The following is a 12,726-nucleotide window of genomic DNA, read 5'->3' on the forward strand; positions in this document are numbered from 1 at the left end:
TATTTAATTTTAGGAAAAAATGACATACTTCTCCCTATGAGATATCCTTGCGAACAAGACCTTTTTGAATGATTTAAATTATGCGTTATTCAAAAAGGCAATTCTTAGTCTCATAGAAGCTGTCATTTTAATCCTCCTTTTTCCATCAATTTATATAATGTAATATAACATTTTACATTATATTTCTCAATCAATGTACACATTTTGTTTTCATTTCACTTTAAATATCATTAAAAAACCATTCCAGCGTGTGTATCACCTAACCTAAAAACAATCGTGCGTCTACAAATGTTTGAGTTGATAATCACTACTAAAATGGTTTTATAATTTTTAATTAACTATTGTTTCAATAATTGTTCTTTCAAATCTTTACGCTCGTATTCTAAAGAATATGGATCATTTAACCAATAAATACCTTCATCTACTTTAATTGTATGTCCATTTTTGACAGCTTCGGTATTTTTCCATATATCTTTGTTTTCAAATGATAATTTACTTCCTTTGGCGACTGGCGTTACAACGTAATCTCCTGCCATGTCTGGAAGTTCTTCTTCAGATATATCAGCTAAATCATTTTTCTTAGTCGCTTGTTCTACGGTTTTTGGCATGGTTAAACCGAATGCATCATATAATACTTCACTACCGTGACCATATGTTTTACCAAGCGCATACACTTTTTTATCAAAATCTTTAATGATTGATACAGTCGTATCTTCCCCTATTGCATCTTTAATAGCTTTACCATCATTTTCTGTCTTTTTGTTCCACTTATCAATCCATGCATTCGCTTTATCTTCTTTACCTACTATTTTTCCTAATGCCTGATGTTGTTCTTTATAATCATGTTTCATATAATCAAAGGCGATGGTTGGTGCTACTTTATTTAATTTTTTCAGGTTTTTATCCGTATTGTACGTAATAATTAAATCTGGTTTTAACTTTGCGACGCTTTCTACATTTTCAGCATCTACTTTTTCTACATCTTTAAATTTATCTTTTAATACTTTACTATCATCTACAATATCTGCAACACCAACAATATTTGCATCGAGTTGTTCTAAACCACCCGCGTATGTTGCGCCAAGTACAACAATACGTTTAGGGTTTTTTGGAATTTTTACTTTATCCCCTGAATCTTGAACGTACGTTTTTGTTTCGCCCTCATTCTTAGATGACTTGTTATCAGACTGATTACTACATGCTGACAACACCAAAATAAGCGCGAGCAATGGTAATAATATTTTTTTCATTCTTAAATACTCCCCTTTTCGATATATTTATAATTGAGTCAGAGACAGATGTCTAAGCCTTGAATCATGTTTCGTTCTCATATCCAAGCGATAATTGTTTTGAGATCATAGTCGGTTACTATGTACGTTACATTTCCAACTTTCTCTAGTTTCTATCCATAGGTTTTTGAGGCTAAGACAATTCATTATGTCCGATGTGCTTATCTCAATTGAATGGCTTTTACTTGTTAATCATAAAACAGCATACGCTTTAATAAATAGAGAGTAACTCTTTTGTATACTTATCACGTTGGTCATCAAACAAATCACCTATAGGAAAATCATCGACGATTTCGCCATCTTTCATAACAATCATACGCTCAACAAATTGATTTAAAAATGCAATATCATGAGAAATCATAAGTATACCTTTATTTGTTTGGTCGTAGTAATCTTTTAATACTTTAATCATTCTTTGTTCCGCTATAACGTCTAAACTTGCTGTAATTTCATCACAGATTAACATATCCGGCTCTAACATTAAGGTCCGTATCGTGTTAAAGCGTTGCAGTTGGCCTCCACTTAATTCGTCTGGAAATTTTTCTAGTAATGCATTTTCTAATTGCATATACGCCATTAAGTGCTCAAGTTTCTTACGAATAGATGCCGGGGAGTGTGTACCTTTATAATATTGTATAGGTTCTTCTAATGCTGTGCGTATTTTAAATTTAGGGTTAAAGCTATCATATGCATGTTGAAATATCGGAAGCATACTTAAGCCTTGCGTTGAAAAGTGGCCTTGGTAATGAGTTAACAAACCTAACATGACATGTGCTAAAGTGGTTTTACCAGAACCGCTTTCGCCGACAACGCCCACCTTTTCGTTTGGTGCTATGGTTAAATTGATATCTTTTAAAATTGGGGCTTGTTTATAAGCAAAGCGAATATGTTTCAACTCAATCATAGGCGCCATCCTTTCTTAATTGACTCCGTGCATCAAATAGTTCCAGGCTATACGGCTTCACATGCCGATTTTTAAAAGCCTGAACATGATTAAAATCTATTAATTCACCGTGTTGAATGACATTAATCCAATCACTAAAACCAAGAACATGAGATAAATTATGCGTGATAATCAATAAAGTCACTTGGTGAACGTCGGCTAAGTGTTTGATTAAATGCATTAAATTATAACCAGTTATTGCATCTAAAGATGACGTAGGTTCGTCAGCAATAATAACACTTGGGTTCAGCATTAAGACACTCGCTATTTGCACCCTTGCTAGTTGCCCGCCAGATAAACTAAAACGGTAGCGTTTCATCACGTGTTCTGGATTTAAATCTACCCATTTAAGCGCTTGTGTTACAAACTTATAAGCCACCGTTTTATCTACTTTGTAATGCATTTTATAAATCGCAAGTAATTGTTTTCCTAATTTGGTATGGTCATTAAAACTATGTGTGTAATCTTGGGATATAAATCCTATTTCTTTGCCTAATAAATGATGCATATTAGTAATTATTTCACCTTTATAATGTAATGCATCAAATCGCGTCGTTAATGTATCAGGTACTTGTTGTACTAATGCCTTTGCAGTCAAACTCTTACCAGAACCACTTTCACCAACCAATACATTTACCTTACTCTTACGTAATGCTAAATCAAGATGGTGTATAAGTGTTTTGCCCTCTCGTTCTTTTATAGTTAGGTTTAAGATTTCCAAAACGTTAATATTAGCCATCTATATCACGCTTTCCTTTTAATAATTTATCTCTTAATGCGTCACCAGCTAAATTAAACAATAAGATAGTGATTGTAATTAAAAATGCTGGCACAATCAATAGTAACGGGTAAGCATCAATATAATCTCTACCTGCATTGAGCATTGCACCCCATTCTGGAGAAGGTGGTTGTGCGCCTAAACCTAAAAAGGATAGAGAAGAAATATAAAGAATAATTTTACCAAAATCTACTGTCATCAACACAATCATTGATGGCATCACTTGTGGTAAAAAATGTTTAAAGATAATGATGTGGGTTGGCACGTTAAACAACCTAGCCATTTGTATATAAGGTTTTTCAACTTCACTACTCACAATCGATCGTGTGAGGCGAGTATACGTCATCCATTTTATAATCGTGATTGCTATAACTAAATTCCAAATACTTGGTTTAAAGAAACTTGCCATGGCAATCATTAAGACAAATTCTGGGATACTCAATCCGATGTCAATAATTCGCATAATAATAGTATCAACAATACCTCTTTTATATCCTGCTAAAAGTCCAAGTGGGACACCAATAATTACAGTGATTAATAAAGTGATTAAACTGATCACTAACGTATATCTAGCCCCCACAATCACTCTCGATAGTAAATCCCGTCCATAGTCATCTGTACCTAACCAATGTGTACTACTTGGTAACTCTAATGCATTTCCGAGATGTACCTCTAGTGCGCTATTCATCGATACAAAAAACTGAGCTACAACTAATACCAAGAGATACAGCAAGAATATATATAAAATTAAATTTCGTTTATTTATTCTTTTCATTAAATTTCACCATCCTGTTGGTGACGTTTTAATGCATCCTTTGTCCTATTAAAACGACGTTTAGGATCAAGCCATAATAGTAATAAATCACTAATCGTGTTGGCCAGCACAACAAAGAAACCAATCATAATAACTGCACCTTGTACTACTGGATAATCTCTCGCTCTAATACTGTCTACAAGAAAATGACCTACACCAGGGATACCAAATAAATTTTCAATAACCACAGTGCCTCCAATCAAACTTCCTACAGACATACCTAACACAGTAATGACAGGTATAATGGCAGGTTTAAATAAATCTTTCCATAAAATGTAGCGCTCCGACATGCCTCTTAACCTTGCCGCTTCCACTTCTTTTGAATTATAAAGTTCTATCAAAGTGGAACGCATCAACCTTACATAATAGGCACTCATGCCTATACTTAATGCTATGACAGGCAAAATATAACCAGCCATTGAATCTAAACCAGATGACGGTAATACATCTAATTTTTGAGCAAATACATAAATAAATATGGTTCCTAAAAAGAAGGAAGGAATACTGACCGTAAATGAAGTCAATATTCTGATCCAAGTATCCAACCACGTATGATAATATTTCGCAGCCACAATACCCAATGGTAGCGCAACTACAAACACAACAATAATAGTTAGTACTGCTATAAATACTGTCGGTGGCGTGTAGAAAACTAATTCTTTAATTACAGGTTCGCCAGTCTGATAACTCGTACCAAAGTTTAATTGTACGATTTGTCCTAACCATTGAAAGTATTGAACTATAGGAGATTGGTTAAGTCCTAATCGTTCTTTAGTTTCTTCTATTTGGTCATTTGAAACATTTGCTACATCTAAATGTAAAACTTTATCAACTGGATCGCCAGGCGTAAGTTTCATTAAAATAAAAGTGATAGTAGAAAGGACAAATAATACGATGATCATTTGTCCAATTCTAGAAAGTATATTTTTTAATATCATTCTTTTTTATCTACCTTATAATCAATAAGATAAATACCTTCTGGTGTTGCTTTTAAGTTTTCTACATCTTTACTCATACCGACGATATTATCGTTGTAAGAAATATAGCTATTTGCTAAATCTTCATGTGTAATATCTAAGATTTGATTTGTGATTTGATGACGTTCATCTTTACCTACCGTTTTATTTAATTCATCAATTAATGCTGTGACTTTTTCATTATCATAACCACCTGCATTGATTGCACCTTCAGGTTTATATGCTTGGTTAAAGAAATATCCTGTGTCGCCTCTTGGAATCGTACCAAAACTATAAAGCGACGCATCCCATTGGCTTTGGTCGTCAAGATATCCTTGAATGTCGTCTACATTACGCAATTGGATATCTATATTCGCTTTTTTAGCGTCAGATTGTATAACTTGTGCCATTTTCGGTAGTTCTGGTCGACCATTATAAGTTGACACCGTCAATTTCAATGGATGTTCTTTCGTATAGCCTGCATCTTCCATTATTTTCTTAGCTTGAGCAATGTCTTGTTTTTGTACTTTTTGGCTTTGAATAAAGTCTAATTTAGTATTAAATGGACCTGTGGCAGGCTCTGCGTAGCCTTTCGACACATTTTTTGTAATACTTTCACGATCAATGACTTTATCTAATGCTTCCCGAACTTGTTTAGTCATTTTATCGCTTGAATGATTATATAATAATAGCGCTGTTCTAAATCCAGAGACAGAAGAAACTTTTGTCTTATCACTATCTTTGAGTAACTTCACTTTTTCGACTGGTAAATCTGTGATTACATCTGCTTTTCCAGAATCTAAATTACTTGTACGTGCATTACCGTCTTCTTGGTATGTAACGTTGATATGGTCTAATTTAGGTTTACCTTGCCAATAGTCCTCATAACGATCTAGCTGTATCTTTTGTGATTGTTTATAATTTTTAATTTGATATGGCCCTGTACCTACAGGTGTTTTATTAACGTCACCTTTTGCTTTGGTATCATAAATAGCTGAGAAAGGACTAGCTAATTCTGAAATTAATTCAGGGTACGCTTCTTTCGTGTTTATCTGCAGTTTCTGCCCATCTACTTTAATATCTTTGATAGGCAATGAACCTTTGACTAAATCACTTTTTTTAATACTTTCTTCTAAACTCGCTTTAACGGCTTCTCCAGTCACTTTTTTACCGTTTTGGAATTTAATATCGTCTTTTAAAGTTAAATTTAACTGTGTTGGTGATGTTTGTTCGTATGATTCAACTAGCAATTTTTGCACTTTTCCGTCTGCTGTAGCTTTAAACAGAGACTCTGCAGCGCCTATTTTCACTGGGACATCCGTTTCATATGGTGCGATTGATGTGGTCTTGAGTGGCAACTCCACATCTAAAGTCTTACCTTTAGATTGGCTACCAGAACCGCTACAACCAGCTAAAATAACTGCTGTCGAAGCTAATACTGTGATGAGTTTCTTCATAAGCATACCTCTTTCCAAAAAAATTTATATTCAATTAATATCTTTTAATCAATCATGTCTATGATTATTATACTGCCATCGATAATTTAATTAAACACTCATTCTTCACTTTCTTCTGCTTTCTGGACACTCATACTATTACCTGCAAACAGCATAATCCATGTTGCTATAATAAACGGCAATGTAAAGACCGGTAAGCCAAATGGTGTTAGCAATGTAGTCATGCCTGCATGTATAACAACGGTGAGTAATACACCAAGTATAATACTCATATAACGAGGGATTCTCGTTTTAAATGCAATTCCCAATGCTAATACAGTAAGGATGACATTATAACCAAATAAACCATCATTAATTTGATCATGGTTCGCACCCAGCACTGTTACTGCTGCAAAGCCAATAACATTGGCAATGATAGCGAACATGCCAGCTTTTCTTGAAGCAATCAATATACCAATTAATATTAAGGCACCTGCTAAAACATTTTTTAATAAAAACACTTCACTAAAGCCTGATAAAAAAGCACTTACGAACTGAATACTATGGCCTGAAAAAGTAATTTCTTGTACTGTATCAGGTAATATTTTGACGTCTGCATTTACAAATCTAAATTGAAAGGACATCAATAAGACGACCCAACTAACAAAGACGTATGGCATCGTCAACATCGGTACTCCAAAGGGTTTAAAAAATTCTCTGAATGCAGAACCTAACGGCATAGTAATAATGACAGCTATTAAGACAATCAATAAGCTATACCATGCTGGCACTAAAAACAATGTCAATGCAATTGCTGTAAGTACTGGATTAAATCCGGCTAAACCAGTATTTATTTCTTCTTTCGAATAATTTGTATGCTTAGCTAACAATAAAGAAATGATACTAGCTATTAATGCCATTAAGCCTACTTGCCAACTTCCTATAAAAAGGCCTAATAAAATAAACAAACCTGTCCATGCATTGTTTAACAATAAGACCTGCGCGATATTTTTCAGTAAAATCTGAATCGCATTCACAATGTCACCCGATTTCTATAAAATTTACGTTAACAATGATATACCAAACAACCTAAAATGAAAAGTCTCGCAATTAATTGTGCAATTTTTCAGTTATATCATTTGAAATTAATGTGTAATCCTTGTAGTTGCTTATTTTTACGTTTATTATTGAATTTGTAAGCACATAAAAAGATTATATTTATCATTTTTTATCATTTTTTGAAAGGTAGTGAAAATTGTGCATTTTACACAACGTGAACAAGATAAGTTAATGCTAGTCATTGCATCTGATTTAGCACGTAGACGTCAACAAAGAGGCTTGAAATTAAACTATCCTGAAGCAGCCGCAATCATCAGTTTTGAATTACTAGAAGGCGCAAGAGATGGAAAATCTGTTGCAGAGTTGATGAGTTACGGTAAACAAATATTAAGTGAAGATGATGTAATGGAAGGTGTTGCTGACATGTTAACTGACTTAGAAATTGAAGCAACCTTCCCTGATGGTACAAAACTAATTACTGTCCATCATCCAATAGTCTAAAGGGGGTTATATGATGAAACCAGGTGAAATTATTGTTAAACGCACAGAAATCGATGTTAACAAAGGCCTACACGCTACAGTAATTAATGTTAAAAATACAGGAGACCGTCCTATACAAGTAGGTTCTCATTATCACTTTTTCGAAGTAAATCCTGCATTAGATTTTGATCGTGAACAAGCGTACGGGAAACGTTTAGATATTCCTGCAGGTGCTGCGGTTCGTTTTGAACCAGGCGATGAAAAGGAAATTCAATTAGTTGAATATAAAGGAAAACGCAATATTTTTGGTTTCCACGGAGAAGTAAATGGCCCTATCGATGAAACACGTGTGTATAAACCAGAAGACGATTCCAAAGAAACAGAAATTATCGATGAGTCTAATTTATCAGAGGAAAATGCTAATAAAGAAAGTGGGTATAACAGATGAGTTTTAAAATGACGCAATCTCAATATACGAGTCTTTATGGTCCGACTATCGGTGATTCAGTTAGACTCGGTGATACAAACCTATTTGCAAGAGTCGAAAAAGATTATGCTACGTATGGTGATGAAGCTACATTTGGTGGAGGTAAATCCATCAGAGATGGTATGGCTCAAAATCCTAACGTAACAAGAGACGACAAAAAAGTAGCAGACTTAGTTATTACCAATGCGCTTATTCTCGATTACGACAAAGTAGTCAAAGCAGATATTGGTGTTAAAAACGGGTATATTATGAAAGTTGGTAAAGCGGGTAACCCTGATATCATGGACAATGTGGATATTGTGATTGGTGCAACAACGGATGTTATTGCTGCAGAAGGTAAAATCATAACTGCTGGTGCTATTGATACACACGTTCACTTTGTTAACCCAGAACAGTCGCTCGTAGCACTAGAAAGTGGTACAACGACTTTAATCGGTGGTGGTACAGGTGCTTCTGAAGGTTCTAAAGCAACCACTGCTACGCCAGGACCATGGTATATCCATCGTATGTTAGAAGCTGCAGAACAAATCCCGTTAAACGTTGGGTTTACTGGTAAAGGCCAAGCTGTGAACCATACAGCATTGGTTGAACAAATCCATGCTGGCGTTATCGGACTTAAAGTCCATGAAGACTGGGGTGCAACACCTTCTGCTTTAGATCATGCATTACAAGTTGCAGATGATTATGACGTGCAAGTGGCACTACACGCAGACACATTAAACGAAGCTGGATTTATGGAAGAAACGATGGCTGCTGTTAAAGACCGTGTATTACACATGTATCACACAGAAGGCGCTGGTGGTGGTCACGCACCTGACTTAATTAAATCAGCTGCTTACTCAAATATCTTACCTTCCTCAACTAACCCAACTTTACCATTCACACATAACACGGTTGATGAACATTTGGATATGGTTATGATTACCCACCATCTTAACGCTTCTATTCCAGAGGACGTTGCCTTCGCAGATTCTCGTATCCGTAAAGAAACGATTGCTGCAGAAGACGTATTACAAGATATAGGTGTATTTAGTATGGTAAGTTCTGACTCTCAAGCTATGGGCCGTGTTGGCGAGATTATCACACGTACTTGGCAAGTCGCTCACCGCATGAAAGAACAACGTGGTGCACTCGAAGGAGACAGCGAATATAACGATAATAACCGTATTAAGCGTTATATTGCTAAATATACAATTAACCCAGCAATTACGCATGGTATTTCAGACTATGTTGGCTCTATCGATGAAGGTAAGCTTGCAGACATTATTATGTGGGAACCAGCGTTCTTTGGTGTTAAACCTGATGTAGTACTTAAAGGTGGTATGATTAGTACTGCCATTAACGGTGATGCTAATGGTTCTATCCCAATTTCTGAGCCTTTAAAATATCGTAATATGTATGGTCAATTAGGTGGTAACATGCAAAGTACATCAATCACTTTTGTTTCATCAACTGCTTACGAAAACGATATCGGCAGAACATTGGGATTAAATCGTAAATTAAGACCTGTTAAAAACATTCGTAATTTAACTAAAGCAGATATGAAAAATAATAACGCTATGCCTGATTTAGATGTAGATCCGCAAACTTATGAAGTATTTGTCGATGGTGAAAAAATAACAAGTGAACCAGCTACTGAATTACCATTAACGCAACGTTATTTCTTATTCTAGGAGGATAAAATATGATCATCGAAGAAATTAAAGGTAATATCGCAAATCTTCCGCAAGATGAAAAAAATAAACATGTTGAAAAAGTTTACCTTGAAAATTCCGACTTAGTTAAACGTATTCAACGTGTAACTACAGATCATGGTAATGAAATTGGTATTCGTTTAAAACAACCAATTGATTTACAATATGGCGATATCTTGTATCAAGACGATACCAATATGATTATTATTGATGTCAATTCGGAAGATCTTTTAGTGATCAAGCCACGTACCTTACAAGAAATGGGCGATATCGCGCATCAATTAGGTAATAGACACTTACCTGCTCAATTTACAGAAACAGAAATGCTTGTACAATATGACTATTTAGTAGAATCATTGCTGAAAGATCTCGGCATACCTTATAGTCACGAAGACCGAAAAGTAAACCAAGCATTCAGACATATAGGTCATTCTCATGATTAATCACGCATATTTACGCCTATTTCAATTTTGTGATTCTCAATTTCCGACTGGTGCTTTTAGCCACTCATTCGGACTTGAAACATATATTCAGCGAGATATTGTTCATGATGAAGCATCATTTAAACAATGGCTTGAATTGTTCTTAACTGAACAACTTTCGTTTGCTGACGGTTTAACTATGCGTCTTGTCTATGATGCGCTTAATGAAAATGATACAGAAAAGATATTATATTTAGATAAAATACTTTTCGTACAAAATTTGCCTAAAGAGACTAGGCAAGGTTCAAAACAAATGGGCAACCGCATGGTCAAGCTAGCAGCAGAGCTTTATGATAGTGAATGGATAACGTGGTACCAAAAACAAAACAAAGAGAAGAAAGCCAAATTGCATCCCGCAATTTGCTTTACGATGCTCGGCCATTATCTTGGTGTCGATATAGAAATGATTATAGATTATTATTTATATCAAAACGTATCGAGCTTAACTCAAAACGCTGTTCGTGCCATTCCTTTAGGACAAACGGCCGGACAACGTATCGTCCATGATATGATTCCTTTCATGAAAGAAACAAGAGATCATATTATGACGTTAGACAAGTCACAATTAGGTATCACTGCACCCGGATTAGAAATCAACCAAATGGAACATGAAAATGTAAACGTAAGAATTTTCATATCTTAGGAGGGCAATTTAAATGACAGAGACAGTTAAAATAGGTGTCGGTGGCCCTGTAGGTGCAGGGAAAACGCAACTTATTGAAAAATTAGTAAAACAATTATCTAAAGAGTTTAGTATTGGTGTAATTACTAATGATATTTATACAAAAGAAGATGAAAAAATCTTAGTTAACTCAGGCGTATTGCCTGCAGATCGCATTATTGGCGTTGAAACTGGAGGATGTCCACACACAGCGATTCGTGAAGACGCCTCTATGAACTTCGCTGCAATCGATGAATTAAAAGAACGTAATGAAGATATTGATTTAATCTTTATTGAATCTGGCGGAGACAACCTAGCTGCAACGTTCAGTCCAGAGCTTGTTGATTTTTCAATTTACATTATCGACGTTGCTCAAGGGGAAAAAATCCCTCGTAAAGGTGGGCAAGGTATGATTAAATCAGATTTCTTTGTAATTAATAAAACTGATTTAGCGCCTTATGTTGGTGCATCCTTAGATCGTATGGCAGAAGATACAGAAACATTCAGAGGCAAACGTCCATTTGCATTTACTAACCTTAAAACAGATGAAGGGCTAGATAAAGTAATCGAGTGGATTGACCAAGATGTCTTTCTTAAAGGTTTAGCTTAATGGCTGATTCAAAACAAAAATGGACTGGTGAACTTGATTTAACCGTTTTTCATAACGGAAAAAAATCAGTTGCACGTGATATCTTTTTTGAAAAAGCGTTAAAAGTCATACGACCAGTCTACTTAAACGGCTCGGATATCCCTACATTTTATATCGTGAATGTGGGCGGCGGTTATTTAGATGGTGACCGTTATAAGATGGATGTCACTGCAGAAGAAAATGCAAGTGTGATTTTAACATCACAAGGTGCTACAAAAATCTATAAAACATTAAATGATCATGTCGAGCAATATCAGAACTTTACGATTAAGGATAATGGCTATATTGAATATGTAGGTGACCCAATTATTGCATTTGAAAATGCTAAATTTTATCAACATAACACATTTAATCTAAGCCCTAAAGCGTCATTATTCTATACAGATATATTGACGCCAGGTTATTCAAAAGAAGACAAAGATTTCACATACACTTATATGCACTTGTTAAATGAAATTTATGTGGATGATGAACTCATTACCTTTGATAATATGTTGCTTGATCCAACTAAAAATAAAGTTGGTGGTTTAGGATATATGGAAAACTATACGCACTTAGGTTCATGTTATTTCATACATCCTGAAGTTAACCAAAATCTTATAGACGATGTGTACGATCAAATTAAACATTATCAAAAAGAATATGATTGCCGTTTTGGTATTACTCAAATACCGACACACGGTTTTAGTATTCGAATATTAGCAAATAAAACGCAAATCATCGAGCGTATTTTAAATACAGTACAAACGTATGTTGGAAACCATATTTTCGATCGAGAAGTCAATTTCTTAAGAAAATATTAACTTTTATGTTTTAAATATGCATGAAGGATAACAATGTTATATAAAAAAAACAGTCCGAGACATCTATGTGTGTCTTGGACTGTTTTCATATAGTCAGTAGCTGACTAGGATAAAAAACATTTATATTAAACTTTTAAGCATCGCTTCTTAATTTATGAATTAGTATGCCTCATGCAATGCTTCAACGCTTACATT

The 12,726-nt window shown here is 34.8% G+C and carries 14 protein-coding genes; 7 read left to right on the forward strand and 7 right to left on the reverse strand.

All coding sequences use genetic code 11. From position 1 onward, the window contains the following. Positions 1-338 precede the first annotated feature (338 nt). The 7 genes from IEU88_RS02125 to yut form a co-directional block, all read right to left on the reverse strand. Entirely contained in the window at positions 339-1,250 is a 912-nt protein-coding gene (locus IEU88_RS02125; protein ID WP_103372802.1) for an ABC transporter substrate-binding protein, read from the reverse strand. Positions 1,251-1,500: 250 nt separating this feature from the next. Beyond that, positions 1,501-2,193 carry an ABC transporter ATP-binding protein gene (locus tag IEU88_RS02130; RefSeq protein WP_096808334.1) on the reverse strand — a complete coding sequence of 231 codons (693 nt, stop codon included), beginning with the start codon at positions 2,191-2,193 and terminating at the stop codon, positions 1,501-1,503. Beyond that, positions 2,186-2,971, reverse strand: coding sequence for an ATP-binding cassette domain-containing protein (locus tag IEU88_RS02135; protein WP_103372803.1), 786 nt, complete (start codon positions 2,969-2,971; stop codon positions 2,186-2,188). Before IEU88_RS02135 ends, IEU88_RS02130 begins: the two co-directional genes overlap by 8 nt. After that, on the reverse strand, positions 2,964-3,785 hold the full coding sequence (gene nikC / locus IEU88_RS02140; protein WP_103372804.1) for a nickel transporter permease: 822 nt from the start codon (positions 3,783-3,785) through the stop codon (positions 2,964-2,966). Before nikC ends, IEU88_RS02135 begins: the two co-directional genes overlap by 8 nt. Then, complete coding sequence (gene nikB, locus IEU88_RS02145) at positions 3,785-4,762, reverse strand: nickel ABC transporter permease (RefSeq protein WP_096808331.1); 978 nt, start codon at positions 4,760-4,762, stop codon at positions 3,785-3,787. The genes nikC and nikB overlap by 1 nt, the downstream gene beginning before the upstream one ends. After that, positions 4,759-6,243, reverse strand: coding sequence for a nickel ABC transporter substrate-binding protein (nikA, locus tag IEU88_RS02150; RefSeq protein ID WP_371871903.1), 1,485 nt, complete (start codon positions 6,241-6,243; stop codon positions 4,759-4,761). Before nikA ends, nikB begins: the two co-directional genes overlap by 4 nt. Positions 6,244-6,335: 92 nt before the next feature. Next, a complete protein-coding gene (gene yut / locus IEU88_RS02155) occupies positions 6,336-7,253 on the reverse strand; it encodes an urea transporter (protein ID WP_103372806.1) in 918 nt (305 codons plus the stop codon). 220 nt (positions 7,254-7,473) lie between these two features. Here yut and IEU88_RS02160 point away from each other — a divergent pair, with 220 nt between their 5' ends. Genes IEU88_RS02160 through IEU88_RS02190 form a run of 7 tightly spaced genes read left to right on the forward strand, consistent with a single transcriptional unit; the run spans position 7,474 to position 12,531 of the window. After that, a complete protein-coding gene (locus tag IEU88_RS02160; protein ID WP_046206693.1) occupies positions 7,474-7,776 on the forward strand; it encodes an urease subunit gamma in 303 nt (100 codons plus the stop codon). Between the two features lie 13 nt (positions 7,777-7,789). Continuing rightward, positions 7,790-8,203, forward strand: coding sequence for an urease subunit beta (locus IEU88_RS02165; protein WP_096808328.1), 414 nt, complete (start codon positions 7,790-7,792; stop codon positions 8,201-8,203). Next, positions 8,200-9,915 (forward strand): urease subunit alpha, encoded by a 1,716-nt coding sequence (ureC, locus tag IEU88_RS02170; RefSeq protein ID WP_096808327.1) that lies wholly within the window; start codon positions 8,200-8,202, stop codon positions 9,913-9,915. The genes IEU88_RS02165 and ureC overlap by 4 nt, the downstream gene beginning before the upstream one ends. Before the next feature lie 11 nt (positions 9,916-9,926). Then, on the forward strand, positions 9,927-10,379 hold the full coding sequence (gene ureE / locus IEU88_RS02175; protein WP_103372807.1) for an urease accessory protein UreE: 453 nt from the start codon (positions 9,927-9,929) through the stop codon (positions 10,377-10,379). Continuing rightward, positions 10,372-11,061 (forward strand): urease accessory protein UreF, encoded by a 690-nt coding sequence (locus tag IEU88_RS02180; protein ID WP_096808325.1) that lies wholly within the window; start codon positions 10,372-10,374, stop codon positions 11,059-11,061. The genes ureE and IEU88_RS02180 overlap by 8 nt, the downstream gene beginning before the upstream one ends. Before the next feature lie 13 nt (positions 11,062-11,074). Beyond that, a complete protein-coding gene (ureG, locus tag IEU88_RS02185) occupies positions 11,075-11,689 on the forward strand; it encodes an urease accessory protein UreG (RefSeq protein WP_096808324.1) in 615 nt (204 codons plus the stop codon). Beyond that, positions 11,689-12,531 carry an urease accessory protein UreD gene (locus tag IEU88_RS02190; protein WP_096808323.1) on the forward strand — a complete coding sequence of 281 codons (843 nt, stop codon included), beginning with the start codon at positions 11,689-11,691 and terminating at the stop codon, positions 12,529-12,531. The genes ureG and IEU88_RS02190 overlap by 1 nt, the downstream gene beginning before the upstream one ends. The last annotated feature ends 195 nt before the right edge of the window (positions 12,532-12,726 follow it).

Source organism: Staphylococcus nepalensis, assembly GCF_014635045.1.
GTDB classification, from domain to species: Bacteria; Bacillota; Bacilli; order Staphylococcales; family Staphylococcaceae; genus Staphylococcus; species Staphylococcus nepalensis.

Excerpts from the sequence above, each read along its gene's own strand:
- IEU88_RS02125 (WP_103372802.1), bottom strand. The coding sequence starts at position 1,250 with ATGAAAAAAATATTATTACCATTGCTCGCGCTTATTTTGGTGTTGTCA.
- IEU88_RS02130 (WP_096808334.1), bottom strand. The coding sequence starts at position 2,193 with ATGATTGAGTTGAAACATATTCGCTTTGCTTATAAACAAGCCCCAATT.
- IEU88_RS02135 (WP_103372803.1), bottom strand. The coding sequence starts at position 2,971 with ATGGCTAATATTAACGTTTTGGAAATCTTAAACCTAACTATAAAAGAA.
- nikC (WP_103372804.1), bottom strand. The coding sequence starts at position 3,785 with ATGAAAAGAATAAATAAACGAAATTTAATTTTATATATATTCTTGCTG.
- nikB (WP_096808331.1), bottom strand. The coding sequence starts at position 4,762 with ATGATATTAAAAAATATACTTTCTAGAATTGGACAAATGATCATCGTA.
- nikA (WP_371871903.1), bottom strand. The coding sequence starts at position 6,243 with ATGCTTATGAAGAAACTCATCACAGTATTAGCTTCGACAGCAGTTATT.
- IEU88_RS02165 (WP_096808328.1), top strand. The coding sequence starts at position 7,790 with ATGAAACCAGGTGAAATTATTGTTAAACGCACAGAAATCGATGTTAAC.
- ureC (WP_096808327.1), top strand. The coding sequence starts at position 8,200 with ATGAGTTTTAAAATGACGCAATCTCAATATACGAGTCTTTATGGTCCG.
- ureE (WP_103372807.1), top strand. The coding sequence starts at position 9,927 with ATGATCATCGAAGAAATTAAAGGTAATATCGCAAATCTTCCGCAAGAT.
- IEU88_RS02180 (WP_096808325.1), top strand. The coding sequence starts at position 10,372 with ATGATTAATCACGCATATTTACGCCTATTTCAATTTTGTGATTCTCAA.
- ureG (WP_096808324.1), top strand. The coding sequence starts at position 11,075 with ATGACAGAGACAGTTAAAATAGGTGTCGGTGGCCCTGTAGGTGCAGGG.
- IEU88_RS02190 (WP_096808323.1), top strand. The coding sequence starts at position 11,689 with ATGGCTGATTCAAAACAAAAATGGACTGGTGAACTTGATTTAACCGTT.